Annotated in this window: 17 protein-coding genes; 8 read left to right on the top strand and 9 right to left on the bottom strand. The window is 74.4% G+C overall.

From position 1 onward, the window contains the following. Positions 1 to 36 precede the first annotated feature (36 nt). From IO20_RS0102910 to IO20_RS0102900, 3 genes are read left to right on the top strand one after another with little or no spacing between them, the layout of a single operon-like run. Positions 37 to 2127 (top strand): putative cobaltochelatase, encoded by a 2091-nt coding sequence (locus tag IO20_RS0102910; protein ID WP_030546967.1) that lies wholly within the window; start codon positions 37 to 39, stop codon positions 2125 to 2127. Then, a complete protein-coding gene (gene cobO / locus IO20_RS0102905) occupies positions 2127 to 2735 on the top strand; it encodes a cob(I)yrinic acid a,c-diamide adenosyltransferase (protein WP_017238571.1) in 609 nt (202 codons plus the stop codon). The genes IO20_RS0102910 and cobO overlap by 1 nt, the downstream gene beginning before the upstream one ends. Next, entirely contained in the window at positions 2729 to 4099 is a 1371-nt protein-coding gene (locus tag IO20_RS0102900) for a cobyrinic acid a,c-diamide synthase CobB (protein WP_030546969.1), read from the top strand. Before cobO ends, IO20_RS0102900 begins: the two co-directional genes overlap by 7 nt. A 2-nt stretch (positions 4100 to 4101) precedes the next feature. Here the strand turns inward: IO20_RS0102900 and IO20_RS0102895 are convergent, their stop codons facing one another. Beyond that, on the bottom strand, positions 4102 to 4830 hold the full coding sequence (locus tag IO20_RS0102895; protein ID WP_030546972.1) for a ZIP family metal transporter: 729 nt from the start codon (positions 4828 to 4830) through the stop codon (positions 4102 to 4104). A 6-nt stretch (positions 4831 to 4836) separates the two neighbouring features. On the opposite strand from IO20_RS0102895, the gene cobC reads away from it, so the two are divergent. Beyond that, a complete protein-coding gene (cobC, locus tag IO20_RS0102890; RefSeq protein ID WP_078945863.1) occupies positions 4837 to 6447 on the top strand; it encodes an Rv2231c family histidinol phosphate aminotransferase CobC in 1611 nt (536 codons plus the stop codon). A 165-nt stretch (positions 6448 to 6612) separates the two neighbouring features. On the opposite strand, the gene IO20_RS0102885 is transcribed toward cobC, so the two are convergent. Beyond that, a complete protein-coding gene (locus IO20_RS0102885; protein WP_030546976.1) occupies positions 6613 to 7599 on the bottom strand; it encodes an SCO1860 family LAETG-anchored protein in 987 nt (328 codons plus the stop codon). 298 nt (positions 7600 to 7897) lie between these two features. Then, positions 7898 to 8617 carry a siderophore-interacting protein gene (locus tag IO20_RS0102880; RefSeq protein ID WP_030546979.1) on the bottom strand — a complete coding sequence of 240 codons (720 nt, stop codon included), beginning with the start codon at positions 8615 to 8617 and terminating at the stop codon, positions 7898 to 7900. Between the two features lie 68 nt (positions 8618 to 8685). Between IO20_RS0102880 and IO20_RS0102875 the strand changes: the two genes are divergently transcribed. Beyond that, positions 8686 to 10827: a penicillin acylase family protein gene (locus IO20_RS0102875; RefSeq protein ID WP_078945864.1), complete on the top strand. Its 2142-nt coding sequence runs from the start codon at positions 8686 to 8688 to the stop codon at positions 10825 to 10827. After that, positions 10824 to 11384 (top strand): GNAT family N-acetyltransferase, encoded by a 561-nt coding sequence (locus tag IO20_RS0102870; protein WP_030546983.1) that lies wholly within the window; start codon positions 10824 to 10826, stop codon positions 11382 to 11384. Before IO20_RS0102875 ends, IO20_RS0102870 begins: the two co-directional genes overlap by 4 nt. Before the next feature lie 12 nt (positions 11385 to 11396). Here IO20_RS0102870 and IO20_RS0102865 read toward each other — a convergent pair whose 3' ends face one another. Together IO20_RS0102865 and IO20_RS0102860 are read right to left on the bottom strand one after the other, a co-directional pair. Further along, positions 11397 to 12482 (bottom strand): amidohydrolase family protein, encoded by a 1086-nt coding sequence (locus tag IO20_RS0102865; RefSeq protein WP_030546985.1) that lies wholly within the window; start codon positions 12480 to 12482, stop codon positions 11397 to 11399. Positions 12483 to 12570: 88 nt separating this feature from the next. Continuing rightward, positions 12571 to 14118 (bottom strand): FG-GAP repeat protein, encoded by a 1548-nt coding sequence (locus IO20_RS0102860; RefSeq protein WP_030546987.1) that lies wholly within the window; start codon positions 14116 to 14118, stop codon positions 12571 to 12573. Between the two features lie 297 nt (positions 14119 to 14415). On the opposite strand from IO20_RS0102860, the gene IO20_RS0102855 reads away from it, so the two are divergent. Then, the gene (locus tag IO20_RS0102855) at positions 14416 to 15516 is read left to right on the top strand and encodes a pyridoxal-phosphate-dependent aminotransferase family protein (RefSeq protein WP_030546989.1); all 1101 of its coding nucleotides are present in this window, start codon (positions 14416 to 14418) and stop codon (positions 15514 to 15516) included. A gap of 61 nt (positions 15517 to 15577) precedes the next feature. Here IO20_RS0102855 and IO20_RS0102850 read toward each other — a convergent pair whose 3' ends face one another. Beyond that, the gene (locus IO20_RS0102850) at positions 15578 to 16645 is read right to left on the bottom strand and encodes an alkene reductase (RefSeq protein ID WP_030546991.1); all 1068 of its coding nucleotides are present in this window, start codon (positions 16643 to 16645) and stop codon (positions 15578 to 15580) included. Positions 16646 to 16760: 115 nt separating this feature from the next. On the opposite strand from IO20_RS0102850, the gene IO20_RS0102845 reads away from it, so the two are divergent. Further along, positions 16761 to 17291: a MarR family winged helix-turn-helix transcriptional regulator gene (locus tag IO20_RS0102845; protein WP_031126711.1), complete on the top strand. Its 531-nt coding sequence runs from the start codon at positions 16761 to 16763 to the stop codon at positions 17289 to 17291. Positions 17292 to 17366: 75 nt separating this feature from the next. Here IO20_RS0102845 and IO20_RS0102840 read toward each other — a convergent pair whose 3' ends face one another. The 3 genes from IO20_RS0102840 to IO20_RS0102830 all read right to left on the bottom strand — a co-directional run bounded on the left by IO20_RS0102840 (position 17367) and on the right by IO20_RS0102830 (position 20321). Next, entirely contained in the window at positions 17367 to 18434 is a 1068-nt protein-coding gene (locus tag IO20_RS0102840) for an aminotransferase class V-fold PLP-dependent enzyme (RefSeq protein WP_030546995.1), read from the bottom strand. Positions 18435 to 18547: 113 nt separating this feature from the next. Beyond that, positions 18548 to 19255 (bottom strand): DsbA family oxidoreductase, encoded by a 708-nt coding sequence (locus IO20_RS0102835; protein WP_030546997.1) that lies wholly within the window; start codon positions 19253 to 19255, stop codon positions 18548 to 18550. A gap of 151 nt (positions 19256 to 19406) precedes the next feature. Then, a complete protein-coding gene (locus tag IO20_RS0102830; protein ID WP_030546998.1) occupies positions 19407 to 20321 on the bottom strand; it encodes an AraC family transcriptional regulator in 915 nt (304 codons plus the stop codon). Positions 20322 to 20415 lie beyond the last annotated feature (94 nt).

Genomic DNA, 20415 nt, shown 5'->3' with positions numbered 1-20415 from the left:
CGCCGAACATCAACGAGTTGAAGGAGTGACCGACCGATGAGCACCCGGTATCCGTTCACCGCCGTCGTCGGTATGGACGACCTGCGGCTCGCGCTGCTGCTCAATGCCGTCAGCCCGGCCGTGGGCGGTGTGCTCGTCCGGGGGGAGAAGGGGACCGCCAAGTCCACGGCCGTGCGGGCGCTCGCCGAGCTGCTCCCCGCCGTGCCGGTCGTCGCCGGCTGCCGGTTCAGCTGTGATCCGGTCTCGCCCGACCCCGGCTGCCCGGACGGGCCGCACGAGGCCGGGCCCGGTGCCGAACGGCCCGCGCGGATGGTCGAGCTGCCCGTCGGCGCCTCCGAGGACCGGCTCGTCGGCGCCCTCGACATCGAGAAGGCGCTCGCCGACGGAGTGAAGGCCTTCGAGCCCGGGCTCCTCGCCGACGCGCACCGCGGCATCCTGTACGTCGACGAGGTCAATCTCCTCCACGACCACCTCATCGACCTCCTCCTCGACGCCGCCGCCATGGGCTCCTCGTACGTCGAGCGCGAAGGCGTCTCCGTGCGGCACGCAGCACGGTTCCTGCTCGTCGGCACGATGAACCCCGAAGAGGGCGAGCTGCGGCCGCAGTTGCTCGACCGGTTCGGGCTCACCGTGGAGGTCGCCGCGTCGCGCGAGCCCGAGCAGCGGGTCGAGGTCGTCCGGCGGAGGCTGGCCTTCGAGGACGACCCGGCCGCGTTCGCCGCGCGGTGGACGGGCGAGGAGACCGCGCTGCGCGGCCGGATCGTCGCGGCTCGCGCCCTGCTGCCGCAGGTGACCCTCGGCGACGCCGTCCTGCTCCAGATCGCCGCGACCTGCGCCGCGTTCGAGGTGGACGGCATGCGCGCCGACATCGTCATGGCCAGGACCGCGACCGCGCTCGCCGCGTGGGCGGGGCGCACCGAGGTCACCTCCGAGGACGTACGGCAGGCCGCGCTGCTCGCCCTTCCGCACCGGCGGCGGCGTTCGCCCTTCGACGCGCCCGGCCTCGACGAGGACAAGCTCGACGAGACCCTGGAGCAGTTCAAGGGGGACGAGCCGGAGGAGGACCCGGAGCCCGACGGCCCCGGCGACGGCGGCCCCGGCGACGGCGGCCCTGACGGTGGCGGTCCCGGCGGGGGCATTCCGCCGCAGGGGGAAGGCCACGCGCCCGACGACGTAGCGCCCGACGACGCACCGGCTCCTGACGACGTACCGGCTCCGGAGGAGGTTCCGGCTCCCGAGCCCGCGTCCGCCCCGCAGGGTGCCCGCGCCGGTGAGCGCGCCGCCGTCAAGGCCGCCGAGCCCTTCCGTACGAAGATGCTGAGCGTGCCCGGTCTCGGCGAGGGCGCGGCCGGGCGCCGCTCCCGGGCCCGTACCGAGCACGGCCGTACCACCGGAGCCACCCGGCCCCGGGGCGCCCTGACCAAGCTCCACCTGGCCGCGACCGTGCGGGCCGCCGCCCCGCACCAGAAGGCGCGCGGGCGGACCGGCAGGGGACTCGTGGTCCGCAGGGACGACCTGCGGCAGGCGACCCGGGAGGGGCGCGAGGGGAACCTGGTGCTGTTCGCCGTGGACGCCTCCGGTTCGATGGCGGCCCGGCAGCGGATGAGCGCCGTCAAGGGCGCCGTCCTCTCCCTGCTGCTCGACGCCTACCAGCGGCGCGACAAGGTCGGTCTGGTCACCTTCCGGGGCCGGGACGCCGAGGTCGCCCTGCCGCCGACCTCGTCGGTGGACGCCGCGGCCGCCCGGCTCGAACAGCTGCCGACCGGCGGCCGTACGCCGCTGTCCGCAGGGCTCCTCAAGGCCCATGACGTGCTGCGGGTCGAACGGCTGCGGGACCCCTCGCGCCGTCCGCTGCTCGTCGTCGTGACCGACGGGCGGGCGACCGGAGGCGGCGCCGACCCGGTGGCGCTCGCCGCCCGCGCGGCGCGGCTGCACGCCGCCGACGGCACGGCGTCGGTGGTCGTGGACTGCGAGACCGGGCCGGTGCGGCTCGGACTCGCCGTGAGCCTGGCGCGCGAACTCGGCGGCACCGCCGTCAGTTTGGACGAGCTGCGCGCCGACTCGATCGCCGGCCTCGTCAGAGATGTTCAGGGAACGCACAGGACCACTGCCAGGAGGGCCGCTTAATGCCGCAGGGACAGCCGACCGTCGTGCCCGACGACGGTCTCACCACCCGTCAGCGACGCAACCGCGCACTGGTGATGGTGCACACGGGCGTCGGCAAGGGGAAGTCGACCGCCGCGTTCGGCATGGCGCTGCGCGCCTGGAACCAGGGCTGGCCGATCGGGGTGTTCCAGTTCGTCAAGTCCGCCAAGTGGAAGGTCGGCGAGGAGAACGCCCTCAAGGCGCTCGGCGAGACCGGCAAGGGCGGCACGGTCACCTGGAACAAGATGGGCGAGGGCTGGTCCTGGATCCAGCGCGAGGTCGCCGAGGGCGAGCAGTCGCACGAGGAGAAGGCCCGTGAGGGCTGGGAGCAGGTCAAGCGGGACCTCGCGGAGGAGAAGTACAAGTTCTACGTCCTCGACGAGTTCGCCTACCTCCTCCACTGGGGCTGGATCGACGTCAAGGAGGTCGTGGAGGTGCTGCGCGACCGTCCCGGGCACCAGCACGTCGTCATCACCGGCCGCAACGCGCCGCAGGAGCTGGTCGACTTCGCGGACCTCGTCACCGACATGTCCAAGGTCAAGCACCCGATGGACGCCGGTCAGAAGGGCCAGCGGGGCATCGAGTGGTAGCACGTCTCGTCATCGCCGCGCCGTCGTCGGGCGCGGGCAAGACCACGGTCGCGACCGGCCTGATGGCCGCGTTCGCCGGCCGTGGTCTGGCCGTCTCCCCGCACAAGGTCGGCCCCGACTACATCGACCCCGGCTACCACGCCCTGGCGACCGGCAGGCCAGGCCGCAACCTCGACGCGTACATGTGCGGCACGGGGCTGGTGGCGCCGCTCTTCGCGCACGGGGCGCGCGGCTGTGACCTGGCCGTGGTCGAGGGCGTGATGGGCCTGTACGACGGGGCCGCCGACCAGGGCGAACTGGCCTCCACCGCCCAGGTGTCGAAGCTCCTCAAGGCGCCGGTGGTGCTCGTCGTCGACGCGTCGTCGCAGTCGCGGTCGGTGGCGGCGCTCGTGCACGGGTTCGCGTCCTGGGACCCGGAGGTGCGGATCGGGGGCGTGATCCTCAACAAGGTCGCCACCGACCGGCACGAGCATCTGCTGCGGGAGGCGCTCGGGGAGTCGGGTGTGCCGGTCCTCGGGGTGCTGCGGCGGGCGCCGGCCGTGGCCACGCCGTCGCGGCACCTGGGCTTGGTCCCGGTCGCCGAGCGGCAGGCGGCTGCCGTGTCCGCTGTCGCGGCGCAGGCGGAGCAGGTTCTTGCCGGGTGCGACATGGAGGCGCTGCTGGCGCTCGCGCGCAGCGCTCCCGAACTGCACGCCGAGCCGTGGGTGCCTGAGGTCGGGGAGCGGCTGCACGCCGGTGGTCCCGGTGTGCCCACGCCGAGGATCGCCGTCGCCGGTGGGGCCGCCTTCACGTTCTCCTATGCCGAGCACGCCGAACTGCTCACCGCCGCCGGGGCCGAGGTCGTCACCTTCGATCCGCTGCGGGACGAGGCGCTTCCCGAGGGGACGTCCGGGCTCGTCATAGGCGGCGGCTTCCCCGAGATGTACGGGGCCGAGCTGTCCGCCAACGAGCCGCTGCGGAAGGCCGTCGCCGAGCTCGCCCGCTCCGGAGCGCCGATCGCCGCCGAGTGCGCCGGGCTGCTGTACCTGGCGCGGTCGCTCGACGGCACGCCCATGTGCGGGGTGCTCGACGCGGACGCGCGGATGTCGGAGCGGCTCACGCTCGGGTACCGGGACGCCGTCGCCGTCAGCGACAGCGTCCTCGCACCCGCCGGGACCCGGATGCGGGGGCACGAGTTCCACCGCACCGTGATCGAGCCGGGTGCCGGGGCCGAGGCCGCCTGGGGGCTGCGGCAGCCCGAGCGGCGTCTGGAGGGCTTCGTACAGGGCGGTGTGCACGCCAGTTACGTGCACACCCACTGGGCGGGTGCCCCCGAGGTGGCCGCCCGGTTCGTCGAGCGGTGCGCGGGCGGTCCGGTCGCGTGAGGTCAGCCGCCGGAGACGCCCACCACGAGCCAGATGAAGGCCACGCCCGCCACCGTGCACAGCACGGTGGAGCGGGCGGGGTGGTCGTGGTGGGCCTCCGGCAGGATCTCGGCGGCGGCCAGGTAGAGCAGGGCGCCCCCGAAGAAACCGAGATAGCTGCCGAGCAGTTCCTCCGGAAGGGTGAACAGCAGGGTGGAGGCGGCGCCCACGATCGGGGCGAGGGCGTCCGCGACGAGCATCCCGACGGCCCTGCGGCGGGCGTTCCCGTAGAGGCTCGTGATCGTGTACGTGTTGAAGCCGTCGGCGAAGTCATGGGTGATGACGGCGAGGGCGACGGTGGCGCCCATCCCGCCGCCGACCTGGAAGGCGGCGCCGAGGGCGATGCCGTCCATGAGGCTGTGGCCGACCATCGCGGCGGCCGCGGTGAGGCCGACCTGCGGGACCCTCTCGTCGGCTCCGACCCCGTGTGCCGCACGGCGGACGGCGAGGAGCCGCTCCACCACGTGGGCGAAGAGGAAGCCGCCGACGAAGAGCAGCAGGGCCTCCGGAACACCGAAGACCTCGGCGCCCGCGGCCTCCAGCGCCTCCGGCAGCAGGTCGAGTCCGACGACGCCGAGCATGAGACCGCCGGCGAGCCCGAGGACCAGGTGGCGGCGGTCGGTGACGCGCCCGGCGACCCAACCGCCGAAGAGCGTCATGAGGAACGCGCCGAGCGCGACGACCACAGCCATGGGGCTTTGGTATCGGATCGGGGGGCGTCCGCGCACCTCGGCGTCGGGGCCCGGCCCGGGACTCCGGTGGAGGACGTCCTCGCGCTGGTCGACGCGGTGCTGTGGGAGGCGGGGCTCGCGCGGGCGGACGTCCGGTCCCTCGGCACGCTCGACGCGCGGGCAGCTGAGCCGGGCCTCACGGGGGCGGCGGGGGTACTGGGCGTGCCCGTGCGGGGGTTCACGGCGGAGGAGCTCGCGGCCGTGCCCGTACCGCATCCGTCGGCGCTGCCGCTGACGGCGACCGGCACGGGATCGGTGGCGGAGGCGGCGGCGTTGCTGGCCGCGTCGGACGCGTGGGAGGAACTGCTTCCCGGGGCTGTCGTAGAGGCTGTCGCAGGGGTCATGCTGCTCGTGCCGAAGCGGAAGAACGCGCGCGTAACGTGTGCGCTCGCCGCTTACGTCCCGTTACGTCCGAACGAAGGCGCCACAGACGTACGGTTGTTGCACCGGGCTCACGGGTACATCGCTGGCGAGCCCGGCTCACCCCCCACCATCCCCACCCCCCACACGACGGCGGCCATGGACATGCACACGCATACCGACGCCCACGACCTGCGCCACCACGGTGACGCCGAGGTACGGGACGAGAAACTCATCGATCTGGCGGTCAACGTCCGGACGAACACCCCGCCGGACTGGCTTCGGGAGCGCATCGCCGACTCCCTGACGGGTCTCGCCGCCTACCCCGACGGCCGGGCCGCGCGGGCGGCCGTCGCCGAGCGGCACGACCTGCCCTCGAACCGGGTGCTGCTCACGGCCGGCGCGGCGGAGGCCTTCGTGCTGCTCGCGCGGGCGCTGCCGGTACGGCGGCCGGTGGTGGTACATCCGCAGTTCACCGAGCCGGAGGCGGCGCTGCGGGACGCCGGGCACGAGGTGGGCCGGGTGCTGCTGCGCGAGGCGGACGGTTTCCGGCTGGATCCGGCGGCGGTCCCGGAGGACGCGGATCTGGTGGTGATCGGGAACCCCACGAACCCGACCTCCGTGCTGCACCCCGCCGAGTCGATCGCCGCGCTCGCCCGGCCGGGGCGGATCCTGGTGGTGGACGAGGCCTTCATGGACGCGGTGCCGGGCGAGCGCGAGTCGCTGGCCGGACGCACCGACGTGCCGGGGCTCGTGGTGCTGCGCAGCCTCACCAAGACGTGGGGGCTCGCGGGGCTGCGGATCGGGTACGTGCTCGCCGAGCCGGAGACGATCGCGGCCCTGGAGCGGGCGCAGCCGCTGTGGCCGGTGTCGACGCCGGCGCTCGTCGCGGCGGAGGCGTGCATGTCGCGGGCGGCGCTCGCGGAGGCCGAGCACGCGGCGCACCGGATCGGGGTGGAGCGGGCCCATCTGCTGGCCGGGCTCGCCGAGTTCGACGAGGTGCGGGCGATCGAGGGGGCGGAGGGCCCCTTCGTGCTGCTGTGGATCGACGGGGCGGACACGGTGCGGGAGCGGCTGCGGTCGCTGGGCTTCGCGGCCCGGCGGGGCGACACGTTTCCCGGGCTGGACCGGAACTGGCTGCGGCTCGCGGTCCGGGACCGGGCGACGACGAACCGCTTCCTCCAGGCCCTCGACCAGGCCCTGTTGATCGGCGGCTGAGCTCAGGTACGCGCGCGGGGCCGGGGAGGGCGACGTCGTCACCGTCGCCCTCCCCGGCCCCGTGGTTCCCCTTGACCACTCCCCCAGCGCCCGTCCCCCTCGGGCCGTCCCCCCTCGGGCCGTCCCCCCTCGGGCCGTCAGCCTCGGGCCGTCAGCCTCGGGCCGTCAGCCCCGGGAGCGGGCGCGCGAACGGGTCAGCGCGAGGGCGCCGCCGCCGGCCGCGACGAGGGCGAGCGCTCCGGCCGCGATGTACGGGGTGGTGGAGCTGCCGCCGGTCTCGGCGAGGTTCTCGGTGGGGGTGGTGCCGCCGTTGTTGGTCTTGATGCCTCCGGCGTCGCTCGGCTTGGTCGTGGGCTGCTCGGAGGGCCGCTCGCTGGGCTTCTGGGTGGGCCGCTCGGTCGGCTTCTCGGTGGGCTTCTCGGTCGGGGCCGTGCCCTCGGGCGTCTCGCAGGTCGCCTCGGCGAGCGTCACGGTGCCGTTGACCTCGGCCACACCGAGCTTCAGCGGGTCGACCTCCACCTTGAGTTCGAGGGCCGTCGCGGCGGCCGTACGGGAGGTCGTCGAGGTACGGGAGAGGTCGAGGGTGACCTGGCCGACGCCGGGCACGGTGACCTGGGTCCTGCCGCCCGCGGAGAGGGTGGTCTTCTTGCCGAAGACCGTCACGTGACCGAGGACGTTGGACTCGGCGACGGGCTTCTTCCCCACCTCGCACAGGGCCTTCGAGGTGACCTTCTCGACCTCGATGAGGGAGAGCAGCGGGATGCCGGGGACGTGCACCCGCGCCTTGACCAGGTTGACGTGCCCCTCGGCCTTCTCCTCGTCCACGGTGGCCTCGGAGGTGGCGACGTCGGCGGCCAGGATGTCGATCGGCTTCCCGCCCTCGGCCCCCTGCACCTTCACGGAGAGCGCGGTCTCGCTCTCGGTCTCCGGCGCCTTGACCTCGTTGAGGCTGACCCGCAGCGGCACGTCGACCGTCTTGTTCAGCAGGGAGACGTCGAGGCCGGTTCGCAGGACGACGGCGGTGGCGCGCCCTTCGCCGCCCGTGGCCTGCGCCGCCGGCGCCGCGAGGAGCACCGGGCCGATGGTCAGGGCGGCGACGGTCGCGGCGGCGGCGGTACGGCGTACGGGCATGCGGAAGGTGTTGCTGTTCACGGTGGTGGAACCCCCACAAGAGACATGGCGTCGCCGGCCGCTCACCACGGGGACGGTGGGTCGGCGCGGCCTCGGCGACTTGAGACACCGGAATCTTTACGCACGGAGAGTGAACCGGCAGTCGCCTGCCGTGAGTTCACTCCAAAGGGGGGTTTCCGTGTTCATATTCGATTTTTTTCGACACAACCGTTCCCGGGTGTCCCGCGTCTCTCGCACGTGCGGGCGGGCGCGGCACCGCACGCGGGAGGTGAGAACGACCCGCACGTCACCGAAGTAACGGATCGTCAACGCGACGCGTTCAGCTCGGGCGCCAGTACCCGAGCGCGTGGACGCGCTCCTTGGGGAGCGCCAGCTCCTTGCGCGCGTACGTGGCGAGGGTGCGGGTGGTCGCGGTGTCGCAGGCGATCCAGACGTACGGGTCGGCGTCGGCGAGCGCGGGCAGCTCGGCCTTCACCCGGGCGACGAGACCGGCGCCGTCGCGCTCGCGCGGCACCCGGCGCAGTTCGTGCCGCTCGGGGTCGAGCCGGAACGGCAGTTCCTCGTCCGAGGCGTGCTGGGTCTCGAACCAGACGGTGGCCGGGACACCGGGAAGCGCGTCGAGCAGGGAGTTGATCGCGGGCAGGGAGGCCGGGTCGCCGACCACGAGCAGCCGTCCGGGCACCGGCTCGGGGGCCTCGAAGCCGGTGCCCTGGAGGGTCGCGTCCACGGTGTCGCCGGGGGCGCAGGTGCGGGCCCAGCGGCTGGCGACCCCGTCGTGGAGGGCGAACTCCAGACCGAACGTGCCGGCCTCCGCGTCCGGGTCGACCAGGGTGTAGGCGCGCTGGTGGGGCTTGCCCGCGCCGGCGAACCAGATCCGTACCCACATCGTCGGGTGCACCCCGGCGGCGGCGAGCAGGCCGCCGTCCGTGAAGTGCACCCGGCGGTAGTCCTCCGTGACCTGCTCGGCGCCCGTCACGGTGAACGTGAAGTCCTTGCCGCGCATCAGCTTGAGAACGGCACCCTGCCAACCGTGACCCACCGCGATCCCCTCCCCTGAACTCCTGTAGATTATTTAGGTCAGCCTAACCTAAGAAATCACCAGCGGACATGGACGGGAACGGGGTCTCCGTGAGCATCGAGGTCTACCGGGACGCCTGGGGCGTCCCCCATCTGCGTGCCGCGGACCCGGACGAACTCGCCTTCGCCCAGGGCCGGGTCACCGCCCGCGACCGGGCCTGGCAGCTGGAGGTCGAGCGGCACCGGGCGCAGGGCACCACGGCCGCCTTCCTCGGCGCCGCCGAACTCGGCTGGGACAGCTTCGCCCGCCGGTCCCGGCTCGCCGACACCGCACGCCGCTGCTTCGAACGGCTCGAGCGCGACGACGCGACGACGGCCGCCTGGGTGCGCGCGTACGTGGACGGCGTCAACGACGGCCTGGCCGAAGGGGCCTCGCGCGCACCCGAGTTCGCGGAGACCGGTCTCGCGCCCGGGCGCTGGGAGCCGTGGACGCCGCTCGCGGTCTGGCTCTCGACCCACATCCTGTTCGCGGGCTTCCCCACCAAGCTGTGGCGCGAGGAGGTCGCCCGCCGGCTCGGCGAGGAGTGGACCGAGCTCTTCGCGACCGACGGACCCGGCACCGCGGGCTCCAACGGCTGGCTGGTCGCGGGCGAGCGGACCGCGAGCGGGGCGGCCCTGGTGGCCGGCGACCCGCACCGGTTCATCGAGGCGCCCGGCGTCTACCAGCAGATCCGGCTCGCCTGCCCCGCGTACGACGTCGTGGGCATCGCCGTGCCCGGCATCCCGGGACTCGGCCACTTCGGCCACACCGGTCCGGTGGCCTGGGCCATCACCAACGCGATGGCGGACTACCAGGACCTCTACCGGGAGCGGCTGCGGCGGCTCCCGGACGGCGGGGTGGAGGCGTACGGCCCCGACGGGTGGCGCCCCGCGGCGGCGCACACCGAGACGATCGAGGTGGCGGGCGGCGAGCCGGTCGTCGTCGAGGTGATCGAGACGGACCGGGGTCCGGTGATCATCGGCGCCGACGACGAGCCCGGCTCCGCCGGCTGGGAGGCCGTCAGCCTGCGCTACCCGCCCCGGGTCACCGGGCAGCTCGGCTTCGGGGTGCTGCCCGCGCTGCTGCGCGCCCGGACCGTCGCCGACGTGGACGCGGCCCTCGACGGCTGGATCGAGCCCGTGAACGTCGTCCTGGCCGCCGACACCGAGGGCGGTCTGCTGCACCGGGTCGCCGGCCACGTACCCGTACGGGACAAGGCCAACTCGCTGCGGATCGTGCCCGCCTGGGACCCGGCGCACGACTGGGCGGCAGAGCCCGCGCCGCTGCCGCGCGCCGAGGTGAGCGGCCATGCCGTGATGGCCAACGCCCGGGGCCTGGCCGCGCCCCTGGGCATCGAGTTCGCACCGCCGCACCGGGCGGCCCGGATCGACGCGCTGCTCGGCGCCTCGGCGGAATGGACGCCGGAGACGACGACCGCCGTCCACAGGGACACCGACAACCCCTCGGCGGCCCGTCTCCTCGCGGCGGTGGCGCGGGCGGGCGAGCACCTCTCCCCCGCCACCTCCCCGGATGTCCTCCCCGCTTCCCCTGCCCTCTCCCCCGCCGCCTCCGCCGTGCGGGACCGGCTGCTCGCCTGGGACCGGCGGATGGACGCGGAGAGCGCCGACGCCGGTCTCTACGCCGCCGTGCGCGCGGCCGTGGTCCGCCGGCTCGCCGCCCACGAGGCCTTCGCGGCGCTGCGCGAACCCGCCCCGTACCCCGAGGTCTTCCGGCCCTGGCTCGCCCTCGGGCCGCGCGTCGCCTACGCCCTGGAGACCCTCCTCGTGGCCGGTCCCGTGCCCGCGGGCGACGTCGACCGGATCGTCCGGGAGGCGCTCGAGGAGGTCGGCGCCGGCGAGCCGCCCGCCGCCTGGGGCGTGACGCACCGGCTCGCGCCCTGGCAGGCCCTGCCCGACGCCGACGACGCCCAGTGGCCGGGGCTCGGCGGCGACCACGACTGCGTGCTCTCCACGTCCAGCGTGCCCGGCTGGACCGACCGCAGCGCCCGCGCCTCCGCCGCCCGCTACGTCTGGGACCTCGCCGACCGCGAGCGCAGCGGGTGGGTCGTGCCGTTCGGCGCGTCCGGCGTGCCCGGCGACCCGCACCACCGCGACCAACTCCCCCTGTGGCTGAGGGGCGAACTCGCCCCCGTCACCACCGACTGGCAGTACCTCACCAAGGAGCAGGGATGACCACCGCCGTGTACGTCCAGAACGTCGAGGGCTTCGGCACCGTCACGGTCCGGCCCGTCGAGCCCGAGCGCGACGCCCCGCTCCTGCACGGCTGGGTCAACGAGGAGCGGGCCCGCTTCTGGGGCATGACCGGGACCACCGTCGAGCAGGTCCGGGACATCTACGCGCACCTCGACTCGCTCACCACCCACCACGGCTTCCTCGTCGGCCTGGACGACGAGCCGGTCGCCCTCTTCCAGACGTACGACCCCGGGGCCGACCGCGTCGGCGAGTGCTACGAGGCGCTGCCCGGGGACATCGGCGTGCACCTGCTGATCGCCCCGGGCACGGCCCCGCAGCCCGGCTGGACGGGCCGGCTGCTCACCGCGCTCGTCGCCTTCTCGCTGCGCGACCACACCCGGATCGTGGTCGACCCGGACGCCGCCAACGAGAAGGCCATCGCCCGGATGGTGCGGGCCGGGTTCGAGCTGGGCCCCGAGGTCGTGCTGCCCGAGGTGGACCTGCCGGAGGTCTTCATCCCGGAGAAGAAGGCCCGCCTGGCGTTCCTGACCCGCTGATCCCCCGGGGGATCAGCCCATCACCCGGCCGTTGACGACGACCCGCCGCGGCGCCGCGAGGACACGGACGTCCGCGCGCGGGTCCTCGCCGTAGACGACGAGGTCGGCGGGGGCGCCCTCCTCCAGGGAGGGGCGGCCCAGCCAGGACCTGGCTCCCCAGGCGGTGGCGGAGAGCGCGTCGAGCGGCGGGATGCCGGCCTTCGTCAGCTCCTCGACCTCCTCGGCGACCAGGCCGTGGGCGAGGGAGCCGCCCGCGTCCGTACCCACGAAGACGGGGACGCCCGCGTCGAAGGCGGCGCGCACGGTGTCGTACCGGCGCTCGTGCAGCCGGCGCATATGGGCCGACCAGCGGGGGAACTTCTCCTGGCCGCCGTCGGCGAGGTGCGGGAAGGTCGCGATGTTGACCAGGGTCGGCACGATCGCGACGCCCCGCTCGGCGAAGAGCGGAATGGTGTCCTCGGTGAGGCCGGTGGCGTGCTCGACGCAGTCGATCCCGGCCTCGACCAGGTCGCGGAGCGAGTCCTCCGCGAAGCAGTGCGCGGTGACGCGGGCGCCGAGCCGGTGCGCCTCCGCGATGGCCGCCTCGACCTCGGCGCGCGGCCAGCAGGCGGTGAGGTCGCCCGCCTCGCGGTCGATCCAGTCGCCGACGAGCTTGACCCAGCCGTCGCCGCGCCGGGCCTCGCGGCCGACGTACGCCACGAGGTCGGCGGGCTCGATCTCGTGGGCGTAGTTGCGGATGTAGCGGCGGGTGCGGGCGATGTGCCGCCCCGCGCGGATGATCTTCGGCAGGTCCTCGCGGTCGTCGATCCAGCGGGTGTCGGAGGGGGAGCCGGCGTCACGGATGAGCAGGGTGCCCGCGTCCCGGTCGGTGAGGGCCTGCTTCTCGCTGGTGGCCTCGTCGACGGGGCCGTGCCGGTCGAGGCCGACGTGGCAGTGGGCGTCGACGAGTCCCGGCAGCACCCAGCCCTCGACGGTGACCGCCTCCGCGGCGGGCCGGTCGAAGGTGATCCGCCCGTCGACGCACCACAGTTCGTCCCGTACGTCCTCGGGGCCGACGAGCACCCGCCCCTTCACGTGCAGCACCGTGTGATCGCTCATGCCTGCACTGTACGAGGGCGGGTGCCCGGAAGGGGACCCCGGGCGGGGACCACGTCCGTGACCCCGACCGGCCCCTGGCCGGCGGGGGTCACTCGTCGATCGCGGCCCCGAAGCGCGCGTCGAGGTACGGGCCGCCGAAGGTGCCCGCGTTGAAGGTCCAGGAGCCGGTGGCGGTGAGTCCGCCCGTACCGGCCGAGAAGACCCAGACGCAGCCGTCCTCGGTGTCCTCGCCGGGGGCGGCGGCGAGCAGTCCGAAGCGTCCGTCGGCGTTGGGGTCGACGAGCCGGACCTGGCCGCCGAACTTGTCGCCCTTCTCCACCGCGCCGGGTACGGAGGGCGAGTTCTGCGTCCAGGAGGCGGCGCCGGTGGCGGTCAGGCCCCGGGCGGTGCCGCGCAGGACGGTGACCATGCCCGCGTCGGCGACGGTGCCGTTGTCCTCGCCGGGGGCGCCGATCGCGAGGTCGGCGTAGCCGTCCTCGTTCGTGTCGCCGAGGGAGAGGTCCGCGCCCCAGCCGTCGCCGCGCTCGGAGGCGCCCGGCACGCCCGGCGAGTCCTGGGTCCACCACTGCGGCGGGGTGCCGACGCCGGTGGCTCCGGCGGGCCCGTCGGGGCCGCCCCGGTAGACGCCGACGAGACCGCCGGTCATGGAGTCGCCGCCGTCGTCGGGGCTGTGCGGCTCGCCGGTGACGAGGTCGTCGTAACCGTCGCCGTCGATGTCCCCGGAAGCGACGACCGGCCCGCCGCGCAGTTCGCGCCGGTAGTCGAGGGAGTCGCTCTGCCCCGCCAGGTACCAGGACCAGCCGTGGCCGGGTTCGGCCCCGGTGGTGACGCCGCTGATCACCAGGTCCGCGAACCCGTTCCCGTCGTGGTCGCCGGTGGTGAGGGACTTCGCGACGAGGTCCCGAGGCGGCGGCGGCTCCTCCGCGGCGCGCGCACCGCTGCCCGCGACGGCGGCCCCGTCCAGGGGGCGGGCGCCGTGCGCGCGGGGGCCGGTGTCCGTCCGCCGCTCGCCCGGCCGGAGCGCGGCGCCGAACAGGTGCTGCTCGGCGCCCCGGCGGTCGAGGGCGATGAGCTGGTCCCCAGGCGTCTCGGCGGTGAACCGCGCGGCGGCCAGGGCGGAGCCGAAGCGGGCCCCTGCCACCGCGCCGAGGAGGCTGTCGACCCAGAGGCTCTCGGAGCCGACGAGCCCGTGCGGGGAGCCCCACAGGACGATCACGCCGCCGACGTCGGCGCGGGTGCCGATGTCCTCGCCGGGGGCGCCGATCACGGCGTCGTCGTAGCCGTCGCCGTCGAGGTCGCCGGTGGCGACCGCGGCGCCGAAGGAGTCGCCCGCCTCGGCGGCGCCGGGCACGCCGGAGGTGTTCTGGCTGATGACCGTGCCGGCGCGGGTGTCGATGCCGTGAGGCGAGCCGTACTGGACGGTGACGAGGCCGGCGCCCCGGCCGCCGCCGACGGCCGCGCCGGGCGAGCCGACGAGCACGTCGTCGAAGCCGTCGCCGTCGAAGTCGCAGTTGCGGTCGTCGGCGCGGGTGCTGCCGGGCACTCCGGCCCAGGCGGCGGGTGCGGTCGCGATCCCCGCACCGGTGAGAAGGAGGAGCGTCGCCGCGGCGAGGGCGGCGGAACGGTGCTTGCGCATGGAGCGGCTCCTGGATTCGGAGGGTTCCGGGCGGCTGCGGGGGGTGCGCCGGACGGGGCCCGTGCCCGGTCCGTCGTCCAGTTGGACACCTGATGTCCCTTGACGGTTGCACGGGAACGAAGATCCCTTTTGTGCAGGTAGGCCCAGGGGCTTCCGTCGGGTGGGCCCAGGGGCTTTTGTACGGGTGGGCCACGGGGCTTTGTACGGGTGGGCCAAGGGGCGCCCGGGGTGTGCGTCGGTACCCTGATCCGAGTTCCGCCCGCACCGCACCGAGTCGAAGAAGGCACCGCCGTGACCGTGACACATCCGCTCCTGGACCTCGCCCCGCTGACCGCCGCGCACTTCGCGTCGATCGAGCGGCGAGTGGCCGCGCTGCTCTCCACGGAGCAGGACGTGGTGATCACCCAGGGCGAGGCGCTGCTCCCCCTGGAGGGGTGCATCCGCAGCGGGGCGCGGGCCGGTTCGACCGCGCTGAACGTCGTCACCGGTCCGTACGGGCAGACCTTCGGCAACTGGCTGCGCGACTGCGGCGCGACCGTCGTCGACCTGGAGGTGCCCTTCCACACGGCGGTGACGGCCGCTCAGGTGGAGGAGGCGCTCGCCGCGCACCCGGAGATCGACTTCGTGTCCCTGGTGCACGCGGAGGCGGCGACGGGGAACACCAACCCGGTCGCGGAGATCGGTGAGGTCGTACGGGCGCACGGCGCGCTGTTCTACCTGGACGCGGTGGCGTCGATCGGCGCCGAGCCGGTGCTGCCGGACGCCTGGGGCGTGGACATGTGCATCATCGGCGCGCAGAAGGCGATGGGCGGACCCGCGGGCGTGTCGGCGGTGTCGGTCAGCGCGCGTGCCTGGGAGCGGTTCGCCGCCAACCCGGCCGCCCCGCGCCGCTCGTACCTCTCCCTGCTCGACTGGAAGGAGCGCTGGATCGACGGCGGCCGCAAGGCGCTCCTGCACGCTCCGGCGCAGCTGGAGATGCTGGCCCTCGAAGCCTGTGTGGAGCGGATCGAGGCGGAGGGTCTCGACGCCCTGATGGCGCGGCACGCCTCGGCGGCGGCGGCGACGCGGGCGGGCGCGCTGGCCCTGGGCGGCGGCCTCGAACCGTACGTGTACGAGGCGGGGGACGCGGCGCCGGTCGCGACGACGCTGCGCACCCCGGCCGGGGTGGACGCCTCGGAGCTCGTGGCGAAGGCGCTGGCCGCCGATCCGTCGCTGCCGCTGATCGCGGGCGGCGGGGCGCTGGCGACGGAGATGATCCGGGTGAACCACTACGGGGTGGACGCGACGCCGGGGGCCGTGCAGTCCTCGCTGGCGGCCCTGGGCGCGGCGCTCGGCGAATCGGGCCGCGCGGTGGACCTGGAGGGCGCGCGCCGGGCGGTCACGGAGGCGTGGAAGTAGTCCCGGGTACGGGAAGGGGGCGGGGGTCCGGTGCCGGACCCCCGCCCCTTGCCGTGGGCCGCTACAGCGCGGGGTAGTCGGTGTATCCGCGGTGGTCGCCGCCGAAGAAGGTGGCGGGGTCCGGGGTGTTGTACGGGCCGTCGGCCTTCAGCCGGGCGGGCAGATCGGGGTTGGCGAGGAACAGCGCCCCGTACGCGACGAGGTCGGCGGTGCCGTCCTCGATCAGGGTCAGGGCGTCGGCGCCGGTCGGCCCTTCGGTGGCCGGGTTGAGGATGAAGGCGCCGGAGAACGCCTTGCGCAGGGCGAGGGTCAGCTCGCGGATCTCGGGCGCGGCCTCCGTGACGTGCAGGTACGCGATGCCGACCGGCTCGATCGCGGCCACGAGGGCGGGGTAGATCTCCTCGGTGTCGGTCTCGGCGATGTCGTTGTAGGTGTTGGCCGGGGAGATGCGCAGGCCGGTGCGCTCGGGGCCGATCTCGTCGGCGACGGCCTTGACGACCTCGACGGCGAAGCGGATGCGGTTCTCGACGGAGCCGCCCCAGCGGTCGGTGCGGTGGTTGGAGCCGGAAGCGAGGAACTGCTGCACGAGGTAGCCGTTGGCGCCGTGGATCTCGACCCCGTCGAAGCCGGCCTCGACGGCGTTGCGGGCGGCGGCGGCGAAGCCGGCGATCGCCTCCGTCACCTCGTCGGCGGTGAGCTCGCGCGGGGCGACGAAGTCGATGGGTCCGGTGCCGGCGAAGAGCTGGCCCGCCGGGGCGACGGCGGAGGGCGCGACGGGGTGGAGACCGTCGGGGAGGACGACGGGGTGGCTGATCCGGCCGGCGTGCATCAGCTGGGCGAAGATCTTTCCGCCGCGTTCGTGCACGGCGTCGGTGACCTCGCGCCAGGCGGCGATCTGCTCGCGGCTGTGCAGGCCGGGGGTGAAGGGGTAGCCCTGGCCCTGGGGGACCGGCTGGACGCCCTCGGTGATGATCAGCCCCGCGGAGGCGCGCTGGGCGTAGTACTCGGCGACGAGCGCGGTGGGGGTGCGGCTCTCGGCCTCGGCGCGGCTGCGGGTCATGGGCGCCATGGCGATGCGGTTGGCGAGCCGGGTCCCTGCGAGGTCGATCGGGTCGAAGGCGGTGGTCATGGCTGTCCCCTTCACGATTTATGTGGTCGGCCAAGTATCTGGCCCGGATGCCACTGTAACCCATTCATTGGTCGGCCAAGGTAATCTGTGGGGAGAGCCTTCCGGAGGAGCACCGATGTCAGGAACCGACCCCGTCTGTACGGAGACGACGCCGCCGTCCGCGGCCCGTGGCGGACCCGTCAGCATCGCGCTGGCCCGGGTGGCCCGGATGCACCGGATCGCCGCCGGACGGCGTCTGAAGGAGCTCGGCCTCTACCCGGGCCAGGAGATGATGATGATGCGGCTCTGGGACTGCGGCCCCGTCCGCCAGTCCGAGCTGATCCAGTCCCTGGGCCTCGACGCCTCGACGGTGACCAAGATGCTCCAGCGCCTGGAGCAGTGCGGCCACGTCCGCCGCGGCCCGGACCCGGCCGACCGGCGCGCGGTCCTGGTCGAGGCGACGGACGAGGGCCGCTCGCTGCGCACCGGCGTCGAGGGCGTCTGGTCGGACCTGGAGCAGCTCTCCCTCCAGGGCCTCGGCCCGGACGACCGGGCGGAACTGGCCCGGCTCCTCGGGCTCGTGGCGGAGAACCTGCGCGTGGAGGCCGGCGAGGCGGGCGAGTGCCCGCTGGCGCCGGGCGGTGCCGCGCCGCGGGCGAACTGCTGAGGGACCCCGAGGCGCGCCCCGGCCCGCCGGGGAGCCGCTGACGGCCCCGGCGCCCCGGCCCCCGACGACCCGGCCTCAGCCGGCCAGGACGTCCAGGGCCCGGTCCACGTCCGCCGCCGTGTTGTACAGGTGGAAGGAGGCGCGCAGGTTGCCCGCGCGGGCGGAGAGCAGGACGCCGGCCTCGCGCAGCGCGTCCGCCCGGCCCCCGAGGCCGGGGACCGCGACGACCGTCGAGTCGTCCATGACCGGCTCGTGGCCGAGGGAGACCAGCCCGGAGCGGAAGCGGGCCGCGAGCCCCTTGTCGTGGGCCTCGATCCGCCCGATGCCGATCTCTTCGAGGAGCGCGAGCGAGCGGGCCGCCCCGTGGTACGAGAGGAACGCCGCGGGCTCGTCGAACCGGCGTGCGGTCCGGGCCAGTTCGCGGACCGGGCCGTAGCTGTTCACCCACATCTCCTCGCCCGTGACCCAGTTGGCGTGGATCGCGAGGAGCGAGTCCTGTGCCTCCTCCGTGACGGTGAGGAAGGACGCCCCGCGCGGGCAGAGCAGGTACTTGTAACCGCCGGCGACCGTGTAGTCCCACTCCCCCGCGCGCAGCGGCAGCCACCCGGCCGACTGCGTGGCGTCGAGGAGGGTACGGGCGCCGTGCGCGGTCGCCGCGGCGCGGATCGCCGCGAAGTCGGCCGTCCGGCCGTCCGCCGACTGCACGGCGGAGAAGGCGACGAGCGCGGTCCCGGGACGGACGGACTCGGCGAGCCGCTCCAGGGGCACGAACCGGGTCTTGAGGTCGCCGCGGATCGTGAACGGGGTGATGACGGAGGAGAACTCGCCCTCGGGGAAGAGGATCTCGGCCCCGGAGGGCATCGACTGGGCGATCATGCCGCAGTGCACGGCGACGGAGCTGCCGACGGCGACGCGCTCGTGCGGGACGCCGGCGATGCGGGCGAAGGCGGCGCGGGCCTCGTCGACGATCTCGAAGCTTCCGGCGCCGTCGGGGCGGCCGTCGGCGGTCTCCTCCGCGAGGAGCGTGACGGCCTCGATGGTCCGGCGGGGCAGCAGCCCGCAGGCGGAGGTGTTCAGATAGGTCCGCTTGGGCGCGAACTCGGCGCCCCCGAGCGGCTGGTCAAGGGAATCAAGGGAGTCCATGCCCCCACCCTGGGTTCCCCACGATCACCCGTCAATCGGGTCGGATCGTGGGGAATCCCCAAGCCGCGCTTATCTCCGCAGGTCGGTGCGGGTCCGGGCACGGTGCGGGCGGGTCAGGCCTGCGGGACCTCGCAGCTGCCGTCGGGGCCGCAGACCTCCGCGTCGCCGCCGACCGGCTGGAGGACGCGCCCCTGCCAGGCCTGCTCGAGGGCCTGGGTGAAGACCTCGGCGGGCTGGCCGCCGGAGATGCCGTAGCGGCGGTCGAGGACGAAGAACGGCACGCCGTTCGCGCCCAGTTCGGCCGCCTCGCGCTCGTCCTCGCGGACGGCGTCGGCGTAGGCGGACGCGTCGGCGAGGACGGCCCTCACCTCGGTCTCGTCGAGACCGGCCTCGACGCCGAGCGTCACCAGGGTCTCGCTGTCGAAGACGGAGCGCTCCTCGGCGAAGTTGGCACGGTAGGCCAGGTCCAGGAGCTCGTTCTGGCGCCCGCGGTCCTTGGCGAGGTGGAGCAGCCGGTGGATGTCGAAGGTGTTGCCGTGGTCGCGGCCCTCGGTGCGGTAGCCGAGGCCCTCGGAGTGCGCGTTCGACGCGACGTGCGCCTCCATGGCGCGCGCCTCGGCGAGCGTGCGGCCGTACTTCTCGGCGAGCATCTTCAGGACGGGTTCCCTGTCACCCTTGGCGCGGTTCGGGTCGAGCTCGAAGGAGCGGTGCACGACCTCGACGTCGTCGCGGTGGGCGAAGGCCGCGAGCCCCTTCTCGAAGCGGGCCTTGCCGATGTAGCACCAGGGGCAGGCGATGTCGCTCCAGATCTCGACGCGCATGTGACTTCTCTCCGAGGGTTGCCGGTGGGGTGTGCGACGGCCATAACGCCGCCACCAGCCGGGTTCATTCCGTTTCGGCCCGCGATGTGAGCCGGAGCACGGGGCGGCCCCCCGGCCCGTTTCCGGGCCTCCCGGGGCCGGGCGGGCTCCCTCAGGCGCCCTTGCGGTACTGCCCCGGCGCCACCCCGTACTCCCGCTTGAAGGCCTTGGCGAAGGCGAACTCGGAGGAGTAGCCGGAGCGCTGGGCGACCGCGCGGAGGGGGAGGTCGTCGGTGCGCAGGAGGCGGCCCGCCGTGGTCATGCGCCACCAGGTGAGGTACGCGAGCGGGGAGCGGCCGACCAGGGCGGTGAAGCGGCGGGCGAAGGCGGCGCGGGAGAGACCGGACAGGGTGCCCAGTTCCTGGACCGTCCACGACCGCGCGGGGTCGTCGTGGAGGGCCCGGAGGGCGCCCGCGACCGCCGGGTCGCCGAGGGCGGCCGACCAGCCGGTGGTCCGGTCGGCGCACTCGGCGAGCCACCAGGTGCGCAGCAGGTAGAGCAGCAGGGTGTCGAGCAGGGCGGGCACGACCGCGTCGGATCCCGGCTGGGGTTCGGCGAGTTCGGCGCCGAGCAGGTCGACGGCGGCGCGCAGCCGGGGATGGGCGCCGACCCGGGCGGGCAGGTGGACGTACGAGGGAAGCTCGGTGAGGAGCGGGTGGGCGCGGGCACGGCTGAGCTGGTAGGCGCCGCACAGCAGCAGGGTCTCGTCGGCGCCGACGGGCCCCCGGTCGGGCGAGGTGGGCCAGGAGCCGTCGGGCGCGGGCGAGGCGTCGACGAGGGGGGTGTCGGGGTGGTCGGCGAGGCCGTGGCCGGTGCCGTGGGCGAGGAAGACGACGTCGCCGGGGCCGAGCCGGACGGGTGTCGCGCCGTCCGGGGGCAGCAGCCAGGCGGTGCCCTGGAGGACGACGTGGAATCCGGCGCCCCTGCTCGGCGGGAAGCGGAAGCCCCAGGGGGAGAAGCGGACCGTCCGGGAGGAGTGGGGGCGGCCGGTGCGCATGGCGGCGATGGCATCGCTCAGTACGTCCATCCCGGCACCGTACTCCCCGCGAGGGACCGCGAGACGATCGGACATGGTCCCGAGGGAGGGAGACATGGATCGTCTCGCCGGGCGCTCCTAACGT

The sequence above is a fragment of the Streptomyces exfoliatus genome, assembly GCF_000725545.1.
GTDB classification, from domain to species: domain Bacteria; phylum Actinomycetota; class Actinomycetes; order Streptomycetales; family Streptomycetaceae; genus Streptomyces; species Streptomyces exfoliatus.
The sequence above is the reverse complement of the archived record's forward strand: the minus strand, read 5'-3'. Positions and strand labels throughout refer to the sequence as shown.